At 41.3% G+C, this 25111-nt stretch carries 24 protein-coding genes and 1 pseudogene; all 25 read right to left on the bottom strand.

Translation table 11 applies throughout. From position 1 onward, the window contains the following. Positions 1-40 precede the first annotated feature (40 nt). Positions 41-1003: an acetylxylan esterase gene (locus G576_RS0107365; protein ID WP_027974059.1), complete on the bottom strand. Its 963-nt coding sequence runs from the start codon at positions 1001-1003 to the stop codon at positions 41-43. Between the two features lie 3 nt (positions 1004-1006). Next, positions 1007-1894 carry an ROK family protein gene (locus tag G576_RS0107360; protein ID WP_027974058.1) on the bottom strand — a complete coding sequence of 296 codons (888 nt, stop codon included), beginning with the start codon at positions 1892-1894 and terminating at the stop codon, positions 1007-1009. A 9-nt stretch (positions 1895-1903) separates the two neighbouring features. Further along, positions 1904-2821: a dihydrodipicolinate synthase family protein gene (locus G576_RS0107355; RefSeq protein ID WP_027974057.1), complete on the bottom strand. Its 918-nt coding sequence runs from the start codon at positions 2819-2821 to the stop codon at positions 1904-1906. A 15-nt stretch (positions 2822-2836) separates the two neighbouring features. Beyond that, positions 2837-3466 carry a DUF624 domain-containing protein gene (locus G576_RS0107350; protein ID WP_027974056.1) on the bottom strand — a complete coding sequence of 210 codons (630 nt, stop codon included), beginning with the start codon at positions 3464-3466 and terminating at the stop codon, positions 2837-2839. A 17-nt stretch (positions 3467-3483) separates the two neighbouring features. Beyond that, positions 3484-3936, bottom strand: coding sequence for a NanQ anomerase/TabA/YiaL family protein (locus G576_RS0107345; RefSeq protein WP_027974055.1), 453 nt, complete (start codon positions 3934-3936; stop codon positions 3484-3486). An 11-nt stretch (positions 3937-3947) separates the two neighbouring features. Further along, entirely contained in the window at positions 3948-4778 is an 831-nt protein-coding gene (locus G576_RS0107340) for a carbohydrate ABC transporter permease (RefSeq protein ID WP_027974054.1), read from the bottom strand. 10 nt (positions 4779-4788) lie between these two features. Further along, a complete protein-coding gene (locus G576_RS0107335; protein ID WP_027974053.1) occupies positions 4789-5676 on the bottom strand; it encodes a carbohydrate ABC transporter permease in 888 nt (295 codons plus the stop codon). Positions 5677-5832: 156 nt separating this feature from the next. Then, positions 5833-7161 (bottom strand): ABC transporter substrate-binding protein, encoded by a 1329-nt coding sequence (locus G576_RS0107330; protein ID WP_027974052.1) that lies wholly within the window; start codon positions 7159-7161, stop codon positions 5833-5835. 45 nt (positions 7162-7206) lie between these two features. After that, the gene (locus tag G576_RS0107325; protein WP_027974051.1) at positions 7207-7914 is read right to left on the bottom strand and encodes an N-acetylmannosamine-6-phosphate 2-epimerase; all 708 of its coding nucleotides are present in this window, start codon (positions 7912-7914) and stop codon (positions 7207-7209) included. 211 nt (positions 7915-8125) lie between these two features. Next, positions 8126-9124, bottom strand: a complete 999-nt coding sequence (gene ruvB, locus G576_RS0107320; protein WP_027974050.1) for a Holliday junction branch migration DNA helicase RuvB — start codon at positions 9122-9124, stop codon at positions 8126-8128. Positions 9125-9219: 95 nt separating this feature from the next. Continuing rightward, positions 9220-9450: a hypothetical protein gene (locus G576_RS0107315; RefSeq protein WP_027974049.1), complete on the bottom strand. Its 231-nt coding sequence runs from the start codon at positions 9448-9450 to the stop codon at positions 9220-9222. A 279-nt stretch (positions 9451-9729) separates the two neighbouring features. Continuing rightward, complete coding sequence (locus tag G576_RS0107305) at positions 9730-10656, bottom strand: helix-turn-helix domain-containing protein (RefSeq protein WP_027974048.1); 927 nt, start codon at positions 10654-10656, stop codon at positions 9730-9732. Positions 10657-10825: 169 nt separating this feature from the next. Beyond that, complete coding sequence (gene purB, locus G576_RS0107300; RefSeq protein ID WP_027974047.1) at positions 10826-12124, bottom strand: adenylosuccinate lyase; 1299 nt, start codon at positions 12122-12124, stop codon at positions 10826-10828. Positions 12125-12375: 251 nt separating this feature from the next. Beyond that, positions 12376-12774, bottom strand: a complete 399-nt coding sequence (locus G576_RS0107295) for an SRPBCC family protein (RefSeq protein WP_027974046.1) — start codon at positions 12772-12774, stop codon at positions 12376-12378. A gap of 298 nt (positions 12775-13072) precedes the next feature. Next, positions 13073-13765, bottom strand: a complete 693-nt coding sequence (locus G576_RS0107290; protein ID WP_027974045.1) for an aspartate/glutamate racemase family protein — start codon at positions 13763-13765, stop codon at positions 13073-13075. Positions 13766-13881: 116 nt separating this feature from the next. After that, positions 13882-14628 carry a hypothetical protein gene (locus G576_RS0107285; RefSeq protein ID WP_027974044.1) on the bottom strand — a complete coding sequence of 249 codons (747 nt, stop codon included), beginning with the start codon at positions 14626-14628 and terminating at the stop codon, positions 13882-13884. 9 nt (positions 14629-14637) lie between these two features. Further along, positions 14638-15729 carry a 5-(carboxyamino)imidazole ribonucleotide synthase gene (purK, locus tag G576_RS0107280; protein WP_027974043.1) on the bottom strand — a complete coding sequence of 364 codons (1092 nt, stop codon included), beginning with the start codon at positions 15727-15729 and terminating at the stop codon, positions 14638-14640. Next, a complete protein-coding gene (purE, locus tag G576_RS0107275) occupies positions 15716-16204 on the bottom strand; it encodes a 5-(carboxyamino)imidazole ribonucleotide mutase (protein ID WP_027974042.1) in 489 nt (162 codons plus the stop codon). Before purE ends, purK begins: the two co-directional genes overlap by 14 nt. 25 nt (positions 16205-16229) lie before the next feature. Next, positions 16230-17492 (bottom strand): phosphoribosylamine--glycine ligase, encoded by a 1263-nt coding sequence (gene purD / locus G576_RS0107270; protein WP_027974041.1) that lies wholly within the window; start codon positions 17490-17492, stop codon positions 16230-16232. Positions 17493-17718: 226 nt separating this feature from the next. Continuing rightward, positions 17719-20442 carry an ATP-dependent DNA helicase gene (locus G576_RS0107265; RefSeq protein ID WP_027974040.1) on the bottom strand — a complete coding sequence of 908 codons (2724 nt, stop codon included), beginning with the start codon at positions 20440-20442 and terminating at the stop codon, positions 17719-17721. Between the two features lie 30 nt (positions 20443-20472). Further along, positions 20473-20960, bottom strand: a pseudogene (locus tag G576_RS13285) (Abi family protein); the annotation flags it as partial. A 281-nt stretch (positions 20961-21241) separates the two neighbouring features. After that, positions 21242-22789: a bifunctional phosphoribosylaminoimidazolecarboxamide formyltransferase/IMP cyclohydrolase gene (gene purH / locus G576_RS0107260; protein WP_027974039.1), complete on the bottom strand. Its 1548-nt coding sequence runs from the start codon at positions 22787-22789 to the stop codon at positions 21242-21244. Between the two features lie 13 nt (positions 22790-22802). Further along, a complete protein-coding gene (locus tag G576_RS0107255) occupies positions 22803-23501 on the bottom strand; it encodes a GNAT family N-acetyltransferase (protein WP_037618716.1) in 699 nt (232 codons plus the stop codon). Between the two features lie 34 nt (positions 23502-23535). Next, a complete protein-coding gene (purN, locus tag G576_RS0107250) occupies positions 23536-24075 on the bottom strand; it encodes a phosphoribosylglycinamide formyltransferase (RefSeq protein WP_027974037.1) in 540 nt (179 codons plus the stop codon). Next, complete coding sequence (gene purM, locus G576_RS0107245; protein ID WP_027974036.1) at positions 24075-25094, bottom strand: phosphoribosylformylglycinamidine cyclo-ligase; 1020 nt, start codon at positions 25092-25094, stop codon at positions 24075-24077. Before purM ends, purN begins: the two co-directional genes overlap by 1 nt. Between the last annotated feature and the right edge of the window lie 17 nt (positions 25095-25111).

Below are 25111 nucleotides of genomic sequence, written 5' to 3'. Positions count from 1 at the left end.
AATCAATTTTATCCCAAACTCTTTTTGATTCATCCTTGAGTTAGCCTAGTACATGGCTATTTCTCAAAAAGTCATAGACCAAATCATTGACTTTGACATTCATGGCGTCGTGCCCATAATCTGGCATGATGTGATGAGATTTTGTCGTAGTCAGACGATTGTAGATGGCAAATTGAGTTGACGGTGGACAAACATCGTCTTCCAATCCTGTTACAAAGAGCACGGGACAAGTGATACGGTGGGCAAAGTTTTTGACATCAATATAAGACAGGGCTGACAGCACTGCTTCTTCCGTCTGGTGGAAAGGATCCGAGAATTTAAAATAGCGGAAAAGTTCGTCGTAGGCTTCGGTCTTGACCTGCAATTCCAAAACTCTCTTAAAATCTGATAAAAAGGGATAGATAGTCGCTGTTTTCTTGATTTTTGGAGAAAGAGCTGACGCGATCAAAGCCAAAGCTCCGCCCTGAGAAGCACCATAGCTGTATAGTTCCTGTTCATCCACCCAATCAAAACTAGCCACAATGTCAATCATTTGCACAATAGAGCGATAAACATCTGTATAAAAGAGCTCTTTAGACCCATCTAGCATACCGCGAATGACCTGCCCCTTGACCATCATACCTGTGTAATTACCATTTTCTCTGGACTGCCCTGCTTGTCCTGGAAGGTCCATAAAAACAGCTCCCATACCCTCAGCCGTGTATTTGAGCCCTTCCGTCCAATCTGGACTTTGCCCTTGGTAACCGTGGAAATAAAAAACAACAGAACACGGAGAAACTTGCTTTGGAAAGAGACACTTAGCAAAAACTGTGGAACCTTTTGGAGACTGAAAACGGAGCTGGTAGCACATAACCGACTTTAAACCAAAGTTCTGCTCAATTAGCTCATAGTCAGGTAAGGGGGTTGCTGTGAGAAGCTTGTCCCAAAAATCATCAAAATCATTGGGCACTTCCTGACGACCTCGGTAAGTCAACATCTCCTGTAAAGTCATGGTATCCTGCATACATTAGGCCCCCTGTCTGCTCAAAAAGTGGTAATAAGCTCCTAGCATGCCAGCATCATTTTGATGCATAGCAAAGGCAAGCCGCGTTTTCTCAGAGATACTTGGTACCAGAACTTTAGCCAGTTCTTCTTCTAGTTCAGGTCGCAGATAGTCTTCCTGAGCCATGATGCCGCCGCCCAAAACAACCACTTCTGGATTGACCACGTAGCAGATACTTGCAATGCCCAGGGCTAGATTTTTAACCAGTTGGGAAATGGCAGAGCGGCAAATAGTATTTCCTGCTTTGGCTTCTGTGAAAACCCTTCTCCCATTCCACTCGGCAGGATTATCGCCTGTCGCTTCAACTACCCTTTTGACAAGAGTTGTCGTTGAAGCAATATCTTGAAACGCACCGCCCGGTAGCGGAAGATACCCCACTTCACAAGCCGAATAAGAAGAACCATGGAAAATCTGTCCCTCCTGAATTAAACACCCTCCAATTCCTGTGCCAATGGTCAGACAAAGCGAAAGCCGACTCCCTCTTGCCGCACCTGAGATGGCTTCTGCCAGACCGGCGCAGTTGACATCATTTTCAATCTGACATGGCAGATTAAATCTTTCTTCAATGGTTGCCTTGAACTTGGTCCCAGCATAGTTTGGAATCTGCGGACCTGAGTAGAAAATTTCTCCTTTGACTGGGTCAACCATGCCTGCGGAAGACAGAGCCACACCTTTTAGCTCTGCTATTTTTCCATAAGACTCGACCAAGTGACAAACGGTCTCTAAAATGTGTGGACCACCTAAATGCGCATCTGTCGGCTTTTCGTGGCGTTCTAAAATGGTTCCTGCCTCGTCAATGAGCCCATACTTAATGGCTGTTCCGCCAATATCAATGGCTAAATACTGACTCATAGCAACCTCCTAACAAAAACGTTCCTTTGCAGCACGGATAAGGCTGGCTGCTTCTTGCACAACTTCTTGGTCTTTTTCGGTCAAAGGGCTGAGCGGCAAACGGACAGACCCGATGTCAAGCCCGTCGTTAACAGCAATGACACCCTTGATGACCGCATACATATGCCCAACACCTGAGCAAAGCTTAGCGATAATGGCGTTAATGGCATACTGAAGTTCTTTAGCTGTCTCCAAGTCTTTTTCTGCAATCAAGTCATTGAGACGCAAGAAGAGTTCTGGCATGGCGCCGTAGGTACCACCAATCCCACCACCAGCTCCCATCAGACGACCACCCAAAAATTGCTCATCTGGACCATTGAAAACGATGTGGTCACTGCCAGCAATACTTGCAAAGGTTTCAATATCTTGGACTGGCATAGAAGAATTTTTCACCCCAATAACACGAGGATTTTTCAACATTTCACGATAAAGACTTGGTGTCAGGGCGATTCCAGCTAATTGCGGAATATTATAAATGATAAAATCTGTATTTGGTGCGGCGTCTGAAATATCGTTCCAGTATTTAGCTACCGATGCCTCAGGCAAGCGGAAATAAATCGGCGGAATAGCTGCTATGGCATCAACTCCCAAACTCTCCGCGTGGGCAGCCAACTCCAAACTGTCCTTGGTGTTATTGCAGGCAACATGAGCGATAATGGTCAATTTGCCCTTGGCAACCGCCATCACTTCTTCCAAAATAAGCTTCCTGTCTGCAACGCTTTGATAGATGCATTCACCAGAGGAACCATTGACATAGAGGCCTTTGACACCCTTGTCAATAAAATACTGAGTCAGAGCACCGACTCTTTCTGGAGAGACTTCACCTGCCTCATCATAGCAAGCATAAAAAGCAGGGATAACGCCTTGATATTTTTCTAAATTTTTCATTGTTGTTTTCTTTCTCTATTTTGTTCTTTTTTCTAGTAAATAAAGGTGCCCGTAAACCAGACCAGCATAGCCGCCCAAGGCTAGGAGTGATAAGCCTATTAGGAGAGTAAGTCCTGAGAATAAGAGCAGGAAGAACACTCCTAGTAGCACCGCTAGAGCAAGCAAGGTCACTGGCAAATGGACACCCGCCAACAGAAATGCTTGTCTAAGCAAATCCTTAAATGCTAGCTCTGCTTTTGTTTCCAAAGGATAAGCCATGAAAAAAGTCATCGTCATAAGGAATAAAATGCTGAGACTGAGCATCTTGACGAGCTGCGCCAGAAAACTAGTTTGCCCCAGCAGAATCAACATGTCAAAGAGGCAAACCGCAGTCAACAGAACTTCTACCAAACCTAGAGTAAAACCTTTTTTACTTTTGAAATAAGCGAGATAAGTCCCGATAACTGAAATCTCTGAACTTTTTCGTCGCTCCGTCAGGGTTTGGTAAAGACTGTACTTAGACATCCCGATAGTCAGCACTGGTAAAGAGGTCAGGACAAAAAGTACATTGACCAGCATCAAATCGTAGATAAGAGCGCAGGTTCGCACAAAGGCATTATCCAACCCGAAAATCGTTTTTATCAGACTTGTCGATGTCTTTTTCATCCCTTTTCCTTTCTAAATCAGTCCATCAGGACCTTGATAACGCATTTTCTGACAGCTTTTAGGTGCTCTTTAAAGATATTTGGCTGGTGTGCTTCTCCTGGGAAAAATAGGGTACAGTAGCTATCAACCAAGTCAAAATCATATCTACCTTGGCAACTGACAAAACCAATATCCTTACCCTCATCAAAATCAACCAGCTCCGTCTTGGCTCCACAACCGTAACGGATAAGTTCTGCTCCTTCTAAAATCAGATGACAATCTAGATAACGCCTATGATACTCAAAACGATTCTCAGAGGTATCGTCAAGCTTATTTTCCTGAATGAAGAGAAAGGCATTTTCCCCATCAATTTCATAAGTACCGACGGCTAATTTTCTGACATCAGTCTCCTCAAGATAGCGCAAAGCTTTGTCCAGATTGGGGTGAATCCCCTTGTAAAGCCCAAGATTTGTGATATGATCGTAAATCATAGCGTCCTCCTTTAACCCTTGACAGCACCCATGGTAATCCCTTGTGTGAAGGATTTTTGGAAGGCTAGAAAGACCGTTACGATTGGTACAGCCGCCAGCGCTGCTCCTGCCATGATAAGACCATAGTTAGTCGCCATCTCCGCCTGCATGGTAGCAACCCCTAAAGACACCGTCAAATTTTCCCTAGAAGTCAGCATAACCAGCTGCATGAAGTAGTCGTTCCATGTATTGATAAAGGTGAAGATAGCTAAGGCTGCAAAACCTGGCTTAACGATAGGAAAGGCAACGTTGAAAAAGGTACGAATCTCGCCGCAACCATCAATCTTAGCAGACTCCAAAAGTTCTGTTGGTATATTTTCAGAGAATTGCTTCATCAAGAAAACACCAAAAGGCCAACCAACCAGTGGCAAAATCACCGCTGCCAGCGTATCGTGAATGCCCATGAAATTGATAATACGAACTAAGGGAACAAGGACAACCTGCTTAGGAAGCGCCATGGCACAAATGAAGATGGTAAAGAGCAAACCTTGTCCGTAGAACCGCTTTTTAGCCAAAACATAACCTGCTAGAGAAGAGGTCAGACAAACCAAAAACATGGTAGCCAGCGAGATAAAAACACTATTCCAAAGCCACTTGAGGGCTGGGTTTTGCACAATCAAAGACGTGAAGTTTTCAATCGTCGGATTGCTTGGCCACCACTGTGGCGGAATCACGATCGTGTCTGGCTGCGCCTTGAAAGCTCCTGTCATAATCCAGTAAAAGGGAAAGACAAAGAGAACTGTTAAAATCAAGAGGATAATTGACGAAGCAATGTCAAATAGGTTGAACGTTTTCTTTTTCATAAGTCACCTCCTAGTATTCCACGTCATTACCCAAAATTTTGAATTGAGCAAAGCTGATGATGGCAATTAAAACAGCTAAGAAGACACCCATGGTATTAGCGTAGCCATACTCAGATAGTTTAAAGGCCTTTTCGTAAAGGTAATACATGAGTGTAGAGGTGGCATAATTTGGACCACCAGATGTCAAAAGCTGAATCAAGGCAAAACATTGGAAGGAGTTGATTGTTGTGATAATAGCAATGTAAAGAGTTGTTGGCAAGAGACTTGGCCATTTAATACTCCAAAAAACTTGAAATTCATTAGCACCATCTACACGCGCCGCTTCACAAAGAGAATTATCAATATTCCCCATCGCAGCAATGTAGAGAATGATTGGCTGACCCACAGATGTCGTCAACAAGATGATAATGATAGCCAAAAGTGCCCAATTCTTATCACCCAGCCACATGATGTTTTGCTCAATAAGGCCACCTGCTTTCAAAATGTAATTCAAAATCCCCGACATCGGGTCGTAAATCCATTTCCATACCACGGTCACAGCAACAGAACCTGTGACAACTGGCAGGAAGAAAACACAGCGATAGAAAGAACGTGCGATGACATTTTTTTCATAGGTTTGTGCTGCCACAAAAAGCGAGAACAGCACAACCACTGGCACAGAACCCACCACGATAATCAGAGTGTTGATTAACGATTTCGTGAAAATAGGATCCTTAAACATCCGAACGTAATTATCCAACCCCACAAAAGTGAAATCCGTCATGGTGTAGTTGAAGAAACTCGTGACAAATCCCATCACCATAGGAGCTAGAACAAAAATCACAAAGAAAATCAAAACCGGCGCCAAAAAGGCGTAGGAGACCACAGTCTCTCTCATTTTTATTTTGTTGACGTGCATGAGACACCTCTCCTTTATTTATTTTTCAACGAATCTGTTTAGTCGCTTAATTCACCTGGAACAAGTCCAGTCCCACTCTCAATTAAACAACTAAACAAAAGCACTCCTTTTCCATCATAAACAGTCAAGAAAAGGAGCGAGCTTTAGTGTTTGGCATTATTTAGCTGCTTTAGAAATCGTTTCGTTAGCTTTTGTTGTGAAGTCTTTAAGAGCGGCTTCAGGTTGCTCATCTCCATTTGAAACAGCTTGTACCATAGGGAACCAGAGAGTTCTCATTTCAGCAAAGCCATCAATGGTATTGTAATAAGGTGAGTAATATTTTGTCCATCCTGAGATGGTTTCCATGCGTTCTGTGTCATAGAGTTTACCAAATGAGGTGCGAACTGGGAAGGCACCTGTACGAACAACGTTCTTAGGACCCCATTCCTTATCGTCAGCGATAAATTGGATAAATTTCTTAGAGGCTTCGATACGTTTGTCGTCACCATTATTGAAAATAGCAAAGCCGTTTACAAGGTATTCAAGCGCAGGTACTCCGTCTTCTGAAGGATACGGAACTTCAACATATTCCACTTTACTTGCTTCCAAAAGTTTAGCTTGTGTGCCAGGCATAGCAGGTGACCAAAGAATCGTAAAGGAGGTCTGACCATTGGCAAAGTTTTGAATATCGGCAGACCCGTCATATTGTGAACCGTTCATCAAGAGACCGTCTTTAATCCAGCTTTGAATTTTGGCCATCGCTTTAACAGATTCTGGTGTATCAGTTGTGTATTTTGTCACTCCCTCGTCTGTAATGCTTGAGCTGTAGAGGTTAGCGAAGAAGGCACGAGGACCTTGGTCTCCACCTTGACCGTTTGCAAAGAAGGAACCTGGGTTATATCCTTTATCTTTAAGAGCTTTTAAGACCTTTTCAAAATCATCTGTTGTCCAGCCCTCTTTCACCAAATCAAGAACACCTGCATCTTTCAGCATCGCTTTATTCAAAGCCATAAAGAATGGTGCTGTTGAGATAGGATACATATAAGCCGTGTCGCCAGCTTTAGAAGCCTGAATCAGTTGGTCGTTGTTGACGTCTTTGATGAAATCATCTGTGAAGAGGTCATTCAATTCAGCCAACTTACCATTTTTTCCATAGGTGATGATGCGTCCAGGAGCATCAAAAAGAATGTCCGGTGCTGTTCCCGCTTCGATAGCGGTGGTGATTTTTTCAGGTCCAGAGGTGAAGTCAATCATTTCAAGATTAACCTTGATGTCTGGGTTAGCTTTTTCAAAAGCTTCGATGATTTTCTTCTCATAAGTTCCGACTCCATCGCTAGCATTTTCTTGTGTGAAGGTTGGGAATGCCCACCAAGTCACCGTAGTCTGTGCTCCTGAATCCGATGAACTTTCAGCTGACTTTTCAGCTTTCTCACTGCCACCACATGCTGCTAGTGATAACAGGGCTGCCCCTGTAAAGAGAGACATGAGCGTTTTCTTTAGTTTCATATCCTTAACTCCTTTTTGTTAATGATGATAGATTTTTTGACCTATTTATGATTCTGTTAGAGCCTTGATAAAGCGCTCTGCAATTTCTTTAGGACGGGTAATGGCTCCGCCAATAACAATACCTGCTGGTTTTTGATCACTAACCAACTTAGCCTGATCTGGATAATGAATTTTACCTTCTGCAATAACGTCCAAGCCTTCTGCAACCAAACGTCTTACTAATTCTACATCTGGCCCATCTTCTTGGCGACTATAGGAAGTGTAGCCTGAAAGAGTCGTACCAACAAAATCAACACCAGCTTGAGCAGCCAAAACACCTTCTTCAAAAGTTGAAATATCTGCCATTAAAAGCTGGTCTGGATATTTTTCTTTTACCTGATGAATGAACTCTGCTACCGTCAAACCATCGTGACGAGGCCTTTGAGTACAATCCAGAGCAATAACTGCAATATTAAGCGCAGCTAACTGATCCACTTCAGCCATGGTTGGGGTGATAAAAGGCTCTTCTGGTGGATAGTCCTTTTTGATGATACCGATAATCGGTAGATTTGTAATTTCTTGAATCTCTTTAATGTCACGGACAGAATTTGCTCTAATTCCAACTGCACCCGCTTGCTCAGCTGCAAGAGCCAAGAGAGGCATGACACCGCCTTTTTCGCTATAAAGTGGCTCATGTGGTAAGGCCTGACAAGAGACGATAATTCCTGACCGTATCATTCCTAGAAATTCTTCTTTAGTGATACGTTGTGACATGGTTACTCCTTTGGGAATTTCTATTGTATTGGTACCGCTTACATATATTATTATAAAGATTCTTTCCCTTTCTTCAAGAGCCTTTAGCTATTTAGAAAAACCATTCAGAAGAAAAGAGCAAATCTGAAACTTCATTCAAAAGACTAAACAAAAAGACTCGGACAAGTCCCAGCCTCTCAGTCTTTTTCGAAAATTTTCTACCCTCATCCTCTTATTTTTCCTGATAAGGATAGCCTAAATGCTCATAAGCTTTTGCAGTTGCCACACGCCCTGTCCTTGTTCGCATGATAAAACCTTTTTGAATCAAGTAAGGCTCGTACATGTCTTCCACGGTATCTCTTTCTTCAGCAATATTAACAGAAAGGGTTCCCAGCCCAACTGGGCCACCACCATAGGTCTCAATCATCGTTCTTAAAATTTTCTGATCAATGTAGTCCAAACCTTCGTGATCTACGTCTAACATGCTAAGTGCTTTGTCTGTAATCTTATCATCGATAAGGCCATTTCCCATGATTTGAGCAAAATCACGCACGCGCTTCAGAAGTCGATTGGCAATACGAGGCGTCCCTCGACTCCGTCTAGCCAGCTCGATGGCGGCCTCAGGCGTAATTTCCGCCTCAAAAATATCTGCCGTACGTTCTACTATTTCCGCCAAATCCTCAAGCTCATAATACTCCATGTGACCGCTAATTCCAAAACGAGCGCGCAAAGGGTTTGAAAGCATACCCGCACGAGTTGTTGCCCCAATCAGTGTGAAAGGTGGCAAGTCCAAATGGACGCTACGGCTTGTTTCACCCGAACCAATCATAATGTCAATATAGAAGTCCTCCATGGCAGAATAGAGAACCTCCTCAACCGCCATAGGCATACGGTGAATTTCATCAATGAAAAGAACATCACCAGGCTCAAGGTCGTTAAGAATAGCCACCAAATCACCAGCTTTCTCAATAATCGGCCCCGAAGTCTGCTTGAGATTAACCCCCAGCTCATTGGCAATAACAAAAGCCATCGTCGTCTTACCTAGACCCGGAGGTCCAAAGAGCAGAACGTGATCCAATGCCTCATCTCGGAGCTTAGCAGCCTCAATAAAAATAGACAACTGATCCTTAACCTTATCCTGTCCGATATATTCCTTAAAATATTGGGGTCGAAGCGTGCGCTCCACAGCAGCCTCATCACCCATTGTCTCTGCATCTAAAAATCTAGTCATGAGGATATTTTATCATAAAAAGAGGAGCATAGCACACAATGACACCTCTATTTAGGTTGTTCGATCTCATCCCAACAAAGACATCATCTCAAAAATCAACCCATCATCTGAATCCTAAAATGATGTCGCATTCGCTTCCAATCAGACTGTCCCAAGCGGTACTCAACACTCCTATCCCACACTGTCACATCTCGTAAAGCCGATGTCCCCGCCACACACCTAGTCTCCCTAGATTTCAAAACCAATAACTCCTCAGACAAGGTGTCTGGCGACGAAAGCCAAACCAACTGCGGCACAAAAGTTTTATTAGTAATCATAAGCTTCATTAATTTTTCTCCTTTAAATATTACAATGGCGAACTCGTATTTTGGAATATTTTAACATCCCCACCATCTATCAATAACGTCATCACCAAACATTTTAACAACCATTGTTGCGATAAAAAGAAGGTGGAATAATGTGTATTTGTTAAAGAACTTTTTCATGTTCAATCTCCTTGAAAATAATTTTTGTTTACACATATAATCTTACCTCTTTTACCTTTTTAATAACATGACATAAATGTCATGTTATTAAAAACTTGAAGCCAATGATGGCTTCAAGTTTTAATTATATTTTTCTAATAACCGAAGATCCTTTTCCCATTCATCTGAAAGCCTTGTGGCTAACTGTAGGTCATTCATCATTTCAGAAAACATCTTAGCTCTCTCAAAGGACTTTAAGCCTCTTTCTCTATCTTTTAGAATGTATAAGCTCATCTTCCATTCTAAAAGATTAACAATAGGTACCTTTTGAAAATCTTGAACCTTTGACATCAAGTGGTGGCACTTTGATATTATTGTTTCAAGATACTCTTCCTCACTTAGAGTGAAAAAATAATCACAGGTATTAATTAAAACATTATTTAAGATGAACAAATCATCTAAATCAAGAAAATTTTCTTGCTCCAATAATCGATCCACTAATTGAAAATAAAGCTTTTTATCTTTAAAATTTTCCTTTTTAATCTGTGGAAAAATGTTTACTAGGTATAAATCAATCATAATTAGATCATTTACAGTATATTGAGACTTATGCTTAATTTGATTAAAATAGTCATCTATAATTCCAGTTCCAAAGGTCACATCTTGACTAACATAGATATCATACTTTGCCTGTAAACAATCAATAGCTAACTGTTCCCCCTCAGGCAAATTGTCATAATAGTTCTCAAATATCTCATCAAACTGTTCTTCTCGCAATTCTATACGTTCTTTATCTAAATAAGTTGGATTTCTCAAGATGAGATACTTCAATTCCTTATATCTTTTAGGAAGTTCTAGGTTATCTCCATCGGTCAAGCTCCCAACCGTGACACCCAATCTTTTAGCAATATAGTTAACTTTGGCTAGTGTAGGGATAGATTGACCGCTCTCAATGCGCGCTAGCTGGCGTATTGATAATTCAACTTCATCGCCACAAAATTCTTCGCGAGTAACTCCCTTTGCTTTCCTTAAATCTCTGACTTTGTGTCCAAATTTCTTACCGTCCATATCACCCTCTTCGATAACTTGGTCTCCAAATTATATTATACCAAACCTCACTATTTAAAACCAAGAATGTTGGCTGAATTTTCTGAAAAATTTCTATAAACAATCTTTTTTGCTTAATTATAAAACACCTCAACTTTTCAGCTGAGGTGCTCTGCCTTTTTCAAAAATATTAATCTCCAAGACCGATACGGTCAAAGACTTCATCCACGCGTTTTGTATAATATACAGGATTAAAGAGCTCGTCAATTTCATCTTGAGTCAGGCGTGATGTTACAGCTTCATCAGCCTCAAGGAGAGGTTTAAAGTCCACTTGATTGTCCCAAGAATGCGCCGTTTTGGGTTGCACCAAGTCATAGGCTTCCTCACGGGTCATACCTTTTTCAATCAAACTAAGCATGACACGCTGGCTGTAAATCAAGCCAAAGGTTGACTCCATATTGCGTTTCATATTTTCAGGGAAGACCGTCAAGTTCTTGACGATATTGCCAAAACGGTTGAGCATATAGTTGATGAGGATAGTCGTATCCGGCGTGATAATCCGCTCCGCTGACGAGTGGGAAATATCACGTTCATGCCAGAGAGCCACATTCTCAAAAGCCGTCACCAAGTGACCACGCACCACACGAGCCAGACCGGTCATATTTTCAGAGCCGATAGGGTTGCGTTTGTGGGGCATAGCAGAGCTGCCCTTTTGGCCTTTGGCGAAATACTCTTCGACTTCACGTTGTTCAGATTTTTGTAACCCACGGATCTCTGTCGCCATACGCTCGATAGACGTTGCAATCAAGGCTAAAGCTGAGAAATATTCTGCGTGGAGGTCACGAGGAAGGACCTGGGTAGAAATTTCCTGCGGACGAATGCCTAATTTGCCACAAACATACTCTTCCACAAATGGAGGAATGTTGGCAAAGTTTCCAACCGCACCTGAAATTTTACCAGCCTCAACGCCCTTGGCCGCCACATCAAAACGCTCCATGTTGCGTTTCATTTCGCTATACCAAGTCGCTAGTTTAAGACCGAAGGTCGTTGGCTCCGCATGAACACCGTGGGTCCGCCCCATCATGATGGTGTACTTGTGCTCACGAGCCTTGTCGGCGATGATATTGGTAAAGTTTTCAAGGTCACGACGGATGATATCGTTGGCCTGCTTGTAGAGGTAACCGTAAGCCGTATCCACCACGTCGGTCGATGTCAGACCGTAGTGGACCCACTTGCGTTCCTCACCAAGGCTTTCCGAAACCGCACGGGTGAAAGCCACCACATCGTGACGGGTTTCCTCTTCAATCTCTAAAATGCGGTCGATGTCAAAAGTCGCCTTCTCACGAATTAAGGCCACATCTTCCTTGGGAATTTCACCCAACTCAGCCCAAGCTTCATCTGCGAGGATTTCCACCTCCAACCAAGCCTTGTACTTGTTCTCTTCACTCCAAATAGCCGCCATCTCCGGGCGGGAATAACGATTGATCATGTTTAAGACACCAAGGGCGACAAGAAAGCGACTGAATTTTAGGAAACCAACGACGGACGCTTGCGTCCTAGGCGGTTTATCTAAATTCCGAGCTTTCCGCCCGGGTTCAGTTGTGCTAACTTGTAACCCATTCCTTTCTGTTTTACAATTTTTTGATAGAGAATTAAGAGTGCCCGTATTCAATTTAGAGAATACGGCTACCCTTGTTCCTTTCTATTTTTCTTTGCCCTAATGGGCGATTTTATTTTTTACTATTTAACTTCCAGCACTTTTTCTAAATCTCGGAAATACTGCTTTTGCTGCTTTCTTAAATAAAGCCAGACAAATGGTGTCAAGAGAACATTTTTAACAGTGACATTTTCTGTAAAATCTAGGACAGTTTGCCCATCATGATAATCAAACTGTCCTAGCCAAGTGCCTTGGAGATTTTTATTTTCAAACTTAAGTTCCCAGAGCTTGTACAAATCGACTTTGATCACCTTAAAATTTGTCTGAATACCAGTTTGAGTGTATTCAATAAAATGTTTCTTGTCTATCTTTTCAAAATGACCAAGATCACTTCTCCAAGTTTGATTGGATAAATCAGTGACAAGTTCCCATACCTTATCAATGGGATAAGAAAAACTTGCTTTCCTATTAGATTTTACCATAAGTTCGCTCCTATTTTAACGACTAATTTGATACTAAATTAGCATAAACGCAGCACATCGGCCTGAAAAGATATTATAAGATCACGTTTACTAACTTTCTTAAATCCCAGCCAACTTAGAAAATGAGCGTTATTTCTGCCTTTGCTAAGCCAATAGATAAAGGGAATTGGAGCAAACAATACTATTCTAAAAGGCTGCTAACGACTTTTGAGAAGAAGAGTTCTATATGTTAACCTCCTAATACCTAACCTACCACTGCAGCATCTTCTGTCAAAATAGTCATCTGTCTCTTTCTAATCTATTCATTCACCGCTAATTGCGCTGCTTTCTCCGCGTGGATAGCTGTTGTGTCATAGAGGGGAAGGTCTGTGTCTGCTTGTTTGACCAAGAGGCCAATCTCTGTGCAGCCTAGGATAACGGCTTGGGCACCAGCATTTTTCAAATCATCAATGATGGCAAGGTAGGTTTGCTTGGAGTTGTCTTTGATGTCTCCCAAACAGAGCTCATCATAGATGATTCGGTTGACCTCGGCAATGCCAGCTTGGTCTGGAATCAGCACTTCTAATCCCGCTTCAAGCAGTTTGTCCTTGTAAAAATCTTGAGTCATGGTGTACTTGGTGCCCAAGAGACCAACCTTTTGAATGCCATTTTCAAGAAGAGACTCAGCAGTTGCCTGTGCAATGTGCAAAATAGGAATGGTGATTTTTTCTTGAATCTGCGGAGCCACCTTGTGCATGGTGTTGGTGCAGATGACAACAAAGTCGGCACCAGCCTGCTCGAGCTTCTGGGCAATTTTGCTCAGCACTTCCGCACTCTTAGCCCAGTCGCCGCTTGCCTGATAGTGCTCAATCTCTGCAAAGTCAACACTGTAAAGCAGAATTTTGGCCGAATGCAGCCCGCCAAGCTCATTTTTGATTGTCTCGTTGATGAGCTGATAATAGGAAGTCGTACTCTCCCAGCTCATTCCGCCGATAAGACCGATTGTTTTCATGTTTGTTCTCCGATTAGTATATAAATTTCTATTATTTATGGGCAATTAAAGGTACTCCCTTTTTCTTTTGTTTTTAATATATTAAAACGATTAAATAGAGCAACACTATATGCAATTCAATTATTGAAATATTTAATAACCATTTCTGTTACAAATCTAACAGGATTTTGTTCAACATGGTAAAACGCATATCCCAGTAATACCAATAGAAATATACAATAAGAAGATACCCTACCTTTAGACGAAACCTTTAAATTTTCTTTTTTCTGAAAGATAGAGATGCCTTCGAAAAATAAAACCAACAAAGTCATCAACAAGATAGCAAAAATTGAAATATTTCTTGTTTTGTTAATTTCAAAATTTGTAAATAATTTTAAAAACTCTGGAAATGGAGCTAAGATTGATTCAATAGTTGACTGTAAACCAGAAAATTTACCAAAATCAACTTTTGTATTTGTTTCCCAAAATTCTTTTACATTATTCGGTAAAAAATTTAATGCATAAAAAGCTACAGTACTTATTATTGGAGGAATTAGTTCAATCTTGTAATCAATACCTAAGTGCTTATATCTTAGAATTTTTATTAAAGAAATTACCATTATGATAAAAATCATTAACTTTCCTACCAATGAGTAGAAAAGATAGATCCCAAAAAATATTAAACTGACTATAATTGCAGGACTGTAGTCATTCTGATTTGTAGAGTTTGAATTAGTACTTTCCTTAATATTCTGAGTAAAATAGTATTTATCGCCTACATCAATACTCACCGATGGAGTAGATGGTTTAAAGAGAAAAACAACTCCGATAGCCGACATTATTAACTCTAAGATGGGTACAATATAATTAATAAAAATTTCCAAAGCAACCTCCTAAAAATCCACCCCTTCCCCAAACTCTCTCACCTCATCCGCCTCACCACTAAACACCGTCACGTGTCCCATCTTGCGGTTGTGTTTTGCTTCTATTTTACCATAGAGGTGGAGGTGGGCGCTAGGGTTTTCTTGAAGAAAGGTTTGGACTGCTTCCATGTCTTGTCCCAAAACGTTGATCATAACAGCTGGAGAAAGCAGGCGGATAGGGGGCAGAGGCTGACCGAGAATGCCTCGGATATGGGTATCAAACTGTGAAAAATCACAGGCCTCAATCGAATAATGCCCTGAATTATGAGGGCGAGGAGCAATTTCGTTGACCAGAATGTCCTGCCCTGCCACAAACATTTCAACGCAGAGGATGCCTGCTAAATGGAGCTTGTCTGCGATTTGCAGGGCCATGGTTTTGGCTTTCTCAGCTAGTTCATCTGAAATCCGAGCAGGCACGATGGTCTTATAAAGAATATTATTGCGGTGGATATTTTCCTGCACAGGAAAGACTGTGTAGTCGGAGCCATTCCCAGACACAAGGACGGAGATTTCCAGGTCGAAATTCACAAACTCTTCCAATACACACTCGGCAGAGTTGGCTAACTGACTGGCTTCTACCAAGTCCGCCGCTTCTCGAATAACCTTCTGGCCATGTCCGTCGTAGCCCCCAGTGGCTGTTTTCAAGACATAGTTTTTGCTGAGGTCCAAACCTTCTAGGTCTAGGCTAGATGTGACGACTTTGTAAGGGGCGACTTGCACGCCAGCTTTTTTGGCCAAAAAATCCTTCTCAAAAATGCGGTTCTGGGAAATGCGGAGGAGGTCTGTCCCCTGAGGGAGCTGGCCGTCCTTGATGACCGCGTCCAGTCCGTCGGCATCGACATTTTCAAACTCGTAGGTCAGGACATCGCACCGCTCCGCCAGCTGTTTGAGGGCCGCCACATCGTGATAGGGAGCGACGATGACCTCGCTGACCTTGGAGGCCGGGCAGTCCGCCGCAGGATCCAGCGTGATCACCTTGTGGCCCATGTAAATAGCGGAAATAGCCATCATCTGACCTAGCTGACCGCCGCCGATAATTCCGATTGTCTTAGATGAGGTCATCTGTCATCGCCTCCGCAATTTTTTCCTGTTCCTTGGCAAAGGCTGCCAGCTGATCCGCAATGGTTTGGTCTTCAATGGAGAGAATGCGAAGAGCTGTCAGGGCTGCGTTTGTGGCACCAGCTTCGCCAATCGCCATAGTCGCAACAGGCACACCGCCTGGCATTTGCACGATAGAATAAAGCGAATCCACACCGCTAAGGGCACGAGATTGGACTGGAACACCGATGACAGGCAGGGTCGTCTTGGCTGCTACCATACCTGGCAAATGAGCCGCACCGCCCGCTCCTGCGATAATGACCTTGATGCCACGCTCACGTGCTTCTTCGGCGTGACGGAACATGAGGTCTGGTGTGCGGTGGGCAGAGACCACTTTCTTTTCATAGGCTAGGCCAAATTTGTCCAGCACATCGGCTGCTTTTTTCATGGTTTTCCAGTCAGAACTAGAACCCATGATGATGGAAATTGGAATATTCATACTTGTCTTTCCTTTTCTTTGTCCCTTATTTCACTGCCTTACTTCCAATATCTGTCCGATAAAAGAGGCCTGTCGTATCTTGATTTTTCAGCTCCGAGTAAATTTTTTCTTGGGCTTCTTGGACGGTGTCTGCTGTGGTGACCAGCATATAAACCCGACCGCCGTTTGAGAGCAGTGCTCTGCTATTGTCCGCAAAACGAGCCCCTGCATAGTAGGTCGTGATGTCGCCCTCGGTCTTTGCTGGCAACTCTACTCCTTTCTCATAGTCCAGAGGGTAGCCGTTTGAAGCTACGACTACGCCCAGCGTCACGCCGCTATCCAGCCAAGTCAGCTGGGTCGGGCGTTTGTGGAGGATGTCGTCGATGTTCTGAGCAAAGTCAGAGGTCAGACGAGGCAGGATAATCTGGGTTTCTGGGTCGCCAAAACGGGCGTTGAACTCGATGACCTTGGGACCTTGGTCGGTCAGAATCAAGCCAGCATAGAGCACGCCCAGATAAGACCGCCCTTCCGCAATCATACCCTCAAGAATGGGCTTGACAATGGTGTCAACCGCCGTATCCACCACGCTTTGAGGCAGGTGGGGAACAGGAGCGTAAGCCCCCATACCGCCCGTGTTGGGACCTTGGTCGCCGTCAAAGGCACGCTTGTGGTCCTGGGCTGTCGGCAGAATGTAGAACTGGTCGCCGTTGACCAGAGCAAAGAGGGAAAACTCCTCGCCCGCCAAGAACTCCTCGATGACTACACGGGCACCCGAGTCGCCGAACTTGTTATCCAAGAGCATCTCCCGTGCCGCTTCGACCGCCTGCTCGACAGTTTCCGCCACGACCACGCCCTTGCCCAGTGCCAAGCCGTCCGCCTTAACCACGATGGGTGCGCCTTGCTCTTCGATGTAGGCTTTGGCTTCTTCGAAGTTGGAAAATGTGCCAAAGGCTGCTGTTGGAATACCGTATTTGACCATGATTTGTTTGGCAAAGTCTTTTGACCACTCCAGCTCCGCGGCTAGACGACTAGGGCCAAAAGCTTTAAGTCCCGCCTGTTCAAAATCATCAACGATACCTGCTGCCAGAGCATCATCTGGACCAACAAAAGTCCAAGCAATGTCATTTTCCTTAGCAAAGTTGATCAGAGCAGAATGTTCGGAAATTCCGATATTGACCAACTCAATACTGTCTAAAGTCATTCCGTCATTTCCAGGAGCAACAAAGACCCTTTCTACCTGTTTAGATTCTAACAATTTCTTTGCAATAGCGTGTTCACGACCACCAGCCCCAACAACTAACAATTTCATAGCTACAATACCTCAATATAAAGAAAAACGTTTGGAATGGACCAAAATCTGAATTAAGAACGCAAAACAGAGATGTTTTACGAATTATACAAGAATATTATAACATATTTGTTCGGATTATTTAGGTTTTTGTGTAAAAAATCCGAAGGAATTCGGAGATGATGAGTTGTGGCGTGAAAAAAGAAAATCCACATATTCAACTGAATTAGATGTGGATTTAAGTTAACTATTTCATAAACACCCTTAAAAGATTCCCATCTTTAGCATTATCCCGTTTTTCTAGACTGCTTAGTACACTTTTTTCTGATTCAGGAGACCAATAAATTTTTAAAGATTGCTTGGCTCTTGTAATAGCAGTATAAAAAATATTATGGGAGATATTCTCTTCTGACTCGTTAGTTATAATGATTTTCACTGAATCATATTCTAATCCTTGAGCCTTATGAATTGAAATTGCATATGATATTTGAAATGGTACTAATGTGTATAAATCATTAGAATCATAATCTGTGCTCCCATGTTTATTCACACTGAATCTCACTATTGATTTCCCATCATTATCGTTTCCAACAAATTCTAAATCCGAGTACTCTTTCAAATCTAACTCAGTAATATTCAAATCTAAAAGCTTTACATCAAATGTAATCATGCTTTTATCTGGGGTTAAATTTATTTCTTGTATTACTCCTTTTACATTATTATAAAGTAGAGGCAAAAATCTTAATGAATCGTTAAAGAGTATAGGATCCCCTTTCTTATATACTGATGTTCCCCAAATAACACCCGGAGAGGGATTATGTGCCTGCATAAAGGTATTAATATTATTAATTCCATACAATCCATCGTAATTTAGGCAAAGAATAATTTCATTCTCTGAAAAATTGTCAAAAATATCTGTATCTAATTCCCTTGAGAAATTACCACGAGTAATATGTTCTAATAAATCTCGTTCAATGTTACGAACTTTATCCCAAACTGCTAAAAGTCTCTCTTGAGATGTCCTATAGGTATTCGTTAATTCAAATTTACATTTTGGTAAATAATATTGAGCTATATCAAACCAATTGCCAAATCTAATTGATTCTATCTGATATACATCACCTACAATAAGAAGTAACTCAAAATCTATTTTCTCTAGTAATTTTACCATATCTGAATTACTGACAGTACTACTTTCATCAATAACTAAAAGATCACATTGACTAATATCTTTATTTGCAATTATCTTTGCTATTGTGCTAAATTCCGATTTAGGTGTAATAACCTTTCTTCTTAGGTTATCTACTGCAGTATTTGTATTAGCTAAAAACAGTTTCTCTTTTGAAGAAAAATAACTAGCAATATAATTCACTAAGGTTGATTTTCCTGTCCCTGCCGCACCATATATTAGACCAACTTTTGAATTCTCAAAAACAGTTTTCAAACAATTTATTTTTGCTTCATCGTCAAGCCCTCTCGGTGATTCCTTTAACCAACTATCAATTGAATTAGTATATCCACCAATACCTCTTTTTGATAGTTCCTGTAACCTTTTTATTACAAATACCACATCATTCTTATATCCAGATATAAAAACATGACCTTTATCCACGCATAGTTCTCTATTTTTGTGTTTGTAATATAATTTAGAATTATAACTATGAATTAATCCGTTAATATCCGTAAAATAATTAATTTCATTAACTGGTGTAAATAATTTGCCTCTTATTTCTGAGTTATTTTTTATATATCGGGCAAACAATTCATCCTCTCTACCATTCTGTGATATGCAATGTAATAAGTCTATCAATCTTGGATTATGATTTTTTAGAGCAGTATCAAACGGCATCTGATCAAAAGGAACACACTTCCAATCTAATCTTAGATGACTCAGTTTGGGGTTACCTCCACTTAGCCATTTTTCTGATATATACTGTGTCTTCAATAATCTATTATTCATCATATATAACAGATATCTAGCTATTCTAGAGCCTTCAGCATTTTGTAGACACATTTCCCTAGCTTTATCTAAAATTAAGAAAATTCGCATTACTTTACTATTCTTTAAGATTAATTTTTTTGCAGATTGATATAATTTATCATCTAAGTCAATTAAACCTACTAGATTCATTCTAAATTGTTGAATAAAATGCATTAAATTTCTGTACTCTGCATAGCTAGTTTGAATATCTGGAAAATCTATGTTAAAAATATCTCTCAGTCTATTAATCTCGCACGGCCTAATAGATACTTCCCATCCATCAATAATAAATATGGGCATTATCTCCCCAAACATAGAAATCTCCACTTTTTTAACCCATAACAGTGTAGCGTAATTTGTCAGAATAGGTTTATCAGTAAAAGCAATCATTCTATCAAATTTTGATATATTATCACTTGCAACGGAATAGGTTACTTCATAATATATTTTTTCATCTACAAAAAAAGGTCTCACTTTATGAATATAATATCTATCACTATAAGAAACTCTCTCAAACGGAAGAGAATCAGCCGCTATTGTCTCTGATATTATTTTATAGTATTCAAACAATTGAGTATCTTGCTCTAAAGGAAAATCAGATAAATTGGAAAGAACCTCGAAACCTAAATTGTCAGACACTAACATTTTGACACGAAGTAGATATTCGTAATATTTTAACATCAATCTCTCAGAATTATTTTCATCCAAAGTATAGTGAGAAGCTGAAATTTGTAATAATTCATGAAATTCTCGTAAAAAAATATATTTTGAATTACTTCTCACATGATTATTCCCAATTTTTAAATTATCATAATTTAAACTCATGTCACACTTATTGTCAGCACAGTACAATCTTAATGAAATATGCTCAACAAAATTTCTCATTTGCGACAAAATATTTTGAGAAAGGAAGCCTCTGTCTAGACCTTCAGCAATATTTTTACAGATGTTGTTATTAATTGTTTGTATTGCAACATCAAGTTCATTCATTAATCTACCCCCTAATAATTATTGCTTTAATTATACCAAAAAAAGCAAGCCTCTTGGCTCGCTTCTTATTTTATTCCTCAAGACAACTTCCCAGTCATCTGTGAAACCTAAGTGGTGCAAATGAATACTGGATTGATATTGGTAAACAAGGTCTTTAAACGTGGAATAAAATGGTTATTCCATATGTTGCCATCAACATATAGTTGTTTAAAGACGAATAATTGTGCCGTGAGACGATTTTTAATTTTGACATTCTCAGTCATAAAAGGTGATTGCTGACCAGGAATTTTGTGAAACGTCTGTAATATAATCTGCTTTGATGCGCACAATAATTTCTAAGGACAACTTCAAGGTAGGTACGAACTTGAGCTGTCTTTATGTTTAAGTCTTTTGCAATAAGACTTTGAACGCCATTTGGACTATCGGCATAAAACTTTGAAGTCATACCAAATGAGAAAAATTCAACCAAAACCCATAGAGGGGAATTCGCCGTTGTATTTAAATTGATGCATAATGTAAGTTTGATAATTCAAAAGGATGTACGCGCTATTTTAGGAATTACATTTATAAGATAAGGTAGCTAATTGTATAATAGCTGTTTAAACCTCTTACAAAACAAAAGAAGACTGATTGTTCAGCCTTCTTTTAGGAGATTTATGAAAAAGAAAAGTTTTTAGGAGTCCTATTGCTAGGATGGTTATAGTATAGCTGGACTAGCTTAAGACAGTCTTAAAGAAAACTTGCGGAAAACTTAAAATAAGCAACCTAACGTTTGGGGTGCTCTGCTATTTTCATAAAATTAGTGACGGAAGTGCCGCACTCCCGTAAAGACCATAGCGATGCCGTGTTTATCTGCGGCGTCGATAGAGTCTTGGTCACGCACAGAACCACCGGGTTGGATGATGGCTTTAATGCCTGCGGCTGCGATTTCTTCGATATTATCTGCAAATGGGAAGAAAGCATCTGAAGCAAGAACCGCACCCTCAAGACGCTCCTTAGCCTGCTCAATAGCGATACGAACGGAAGCAACACGATTGGTTTGACCAGGGCCAACACCAAGTGTCATGTGGTCATTGGTCACAATGATACCGTTAGATTTTACGTATTTGATAGCTTTCCAAGCAAACTCAAGTGCAGCTTGTTCTTGTTCTGTTGGTTGACGGTCTGTCACCACTTGCCAATCCGATGGATTTTCTGTTACGACATCTTGGTTTTGTACCAAAAGACCACCGACAACACCCGTGTACTCTTTTTCAATCTCACTCTCATCTTGCGCATCAAAAGCCAACTCAAGAAGACGTAGATTTTTCTTTTTATTGGTTAAAATAGCTAGCGCTTCTTCTGTATAGCTTGGTGCAATGATGATTTCTAAGAAAATCGAGTGCATCTTTTCAGCCGTCGCAGCATCTACTTCTCTATTGAGAACAACGATGCCTCCGAAAATGGATACAGGATCAGCTTCATAAGCATAATCCCAAGCTGTCTCGATGTCATCGGCTTGGCCGATGCCACATGGGTTCATGTGCTTAAGTGCCACCACCGTTGGACGGTCTTTAAAATCACGGATAATACGAATCGCCGCATCCGCATCACGGATGTTATTGAAAGAGAGTTCCTTACCGTTGAGCTGTTTAGCTGATGCAATCGAATAGTCCGTCGGAATCGCTGACTGGTAGAAGTCGGCATCTTGCTGCGGGTTTTCACCGTAGCGCATTGGTTGTTTGAGATCGTAAGTGATCGTCAATTTTTCAGGCTTGGTTTCAACAACTTGTGCTGTGAAATAGTCTGCAATCAAGGCATCATAAGCTGCTGTATGGCGGAAGACTTTTGCTGCTAGGCGTTGACGCGTTTCATAAGTTGTTTCTCCATCTGCTGACAATTCATCAAGCACTACAGCATAGTCTGCTGGGTCAACAACAACGGTCACACTAGCATGGTTTTTGGCTGCGGAGCGAAGCATTGAAGGTCCACCGATATCAATATTTTCAACCGCATCGGCATAAGTCACATCTGGTTTCAAGATGGTTTCCTTAAAAGGATAGAGGTTAACCACCACTAAGTCAATCAAGCCAATTTCATGGTCTTGAGCAGCCTGCAAGTGACTTTCTGTGTCACGACGCGCCAAAAGCCCTCCATGGATTTTCGGATGAAGCGTCTTAACACGACCATCCATCATTTCAGGAAAACCTGTCACATCATCAATGGCAATGGTTTTAACCCCAGCATTATCAAGGGCAACCTTTGTCCCTCCAGTTGAGATAATCTCCCAACCAAGTTTTGTCAATTCTTGGGCAAAGTCAACAATGCCCGCCTTATCTGATACGCTAATCAGTGCGCGTTTAGTCATTTATTTTTTCCTTTCATACGTGAATATCTTGTAACGAAATAATCTGTTGACCATCTGCTGTAAAATTATCATCAGATAACCATTTTTCTAGTCTTAATTTATTTACTTTCCACTCACTATCTAACAGTGAAAACCAATCGGTATCACGATTTCGTCCTTTATTAATGAGTGCTTGTCTAAAGGTTCCTTCATAAGTAAACCCTAAACGTCGCGCAGCCTGATGAGATGGTTTATTTAAATGATCACATTTCCATTCATAACGACGATACCCCATCGTTTCAAAAACATATGTCATCACTAAAAACTGCGCTTCAGTAGCCATACGTGTTCGTTGAAGTTGGTTCGAATAGATTACCCAGCCCATCTCAATCACGCCATTCACTTGGTCATTACGCATTAAGGCAAATGTTCCCAAAGCTTGATGCGTTTTCAGATCAACAATAGCTAAATAATAAGGATCTTGAGAATCAATTTTCTCTCTAATAAACTCTTGGTAATCGGTAAAAGATTCAAAACGATCAATTGGTAAATAGGTCCAATTTTCTTTCGGGGAAGTCGGTCCATAAACTTCATAAAGCGAAGCTATATGTTTGTCACTCAATTTTTCCACTTTAACAGTCTTACCTAGCAGTTCTGTAATCTTTGGAACACTTCCACCTGAAAAATCCTCAACCAAGTCTCCAATAGTTTGACCATAGTCATTAACTGGCATATAAACTCCTTTCTGAGGCCGCCTACTTTTTTAGTTAGATAAGAGATTGGATAACTTCTGGATACAGCTGATACTCTGCTTCGTGAATGCGAGCCTCGAAACTTTCAATGGTATCATCTGGTAGGCGCGACACGCGCACTTGTTTGATGATTTTGCCCGTGTCAACACCACTGTCTACCCAGTGAATCGTGACACCCGACTGCTCCACTCCCGCTTCCCAAGCATCCTCAATGCCATGAGCTCCTGGAAATTCAGGAAGGTAGGCAGGGTGAATATTGATGATACGACCTTCGTAAGCGGCCAATAGGGTCGGTCCTACGATTTTCATATAACCTGCCAAGCAAACCAAGTCAATGTCATATTGTTCGAGTAAAGCAACGATTGCCTCTTCGTAGGCGACTTTGTTATCAAACTCCTTGAGTTCAAACGCATGCGCTGTTACACCAAGCTTTTCTGCACGCTCTAAGACATAAGCATCTCGGTGATCTGAAAAGACAACGTCAACGGGAAATTGCTCTGCAATTACCTGAAAGTTTGAGCCATTGCCAGAAGCAAAAACTGCAATTTTCTTCATTACTTAATCACCACACTTGCATCAGCTTTTTTCACGATGCGACCAAGTTCATAAACAGGCTCGTCAAGCAAGGCTTTCACACGCTCAACCTTGTCAGGGCTAACTGCCAACATCAAACCAATTCCCATATTGAAGATTTCAAACATTTCTTCGTGTTTGATCTTACCATATGCCTCAATAGCTTTGAAAATTGGAAGAACAGGAACTTTATCTTCTTCAATTTCAGCAGCTAAATCATCGGCAAACATACGTGGGACATTTTCAATGAAACCACCTCCAGTGATGTGGGCAATACCGTTAACTAACTCTTCCTTGATGAGTGGAAGCACTGCTTTCACATAGATGCGTGTTGGCTCAAGAAGAACGTCTTTCAACGGTTTACCCTCAAGCTCTGGCAGGACCTCGTCACCCGTATAATCAGCAAAGACACGACGGACAAGTGAGTAACCATTTGAGTGAATGCCGCTTGAAGCAAGACCAAGAAGAACATCGCCTTCAGCAACTTTTGAACCGTCAATGATTTGTGATTTTTCAGCCACACCGACAGCAAATCCAGCTAAATCATAATCATCTTCACCGTACATACCAGGCATTTCAGCAGTTTCACCACCGATTAAAGCAGCACCGGCTTGGACACAGCCCTCGGCAACACCAGCTACTACTTGCTCTAGTTTCTCAGGGATATTTTTCCCAGTAGCAACATAGTCAAGGAAGTAAAGGGGTTCAGCACCTGCTGCAATGATATCATTAACACACATGGCCACACAGTCCTGACCGATGGTGTCATGCTTATCATACTTGATGGCTAACATCAGTTTAGTCCCAACACCGTCCGTTCCTGAAATGAGAACAGGTTCCTTGACACCTGTTTGGCTAAGGTCGAACATACCACCAAAACCACCTAGAGCTCCCATAACCCCTGCACGCTCTGTACGAGCTACATGCTTTTTAATACGTTCAACAACTTCATAACCCGCTTCAACATCCACACCAGATTGGGCGTAAGCATTTTTTGTCATAATATTTTTCTCCTTTT

It is taken from the genome of Streptococcus porci DSM 23759 (genome assembly GCF_000423765.1).
Taxonomy (GTDB): Bacteria; Bacillota; Bacilli; order Lactobacillales; family Streptococcaceae; genus Streptococcus; species Streptococcus porci.
This window is presented reverse-complemented; position numbering and strand designations above follow the sequence as displayed.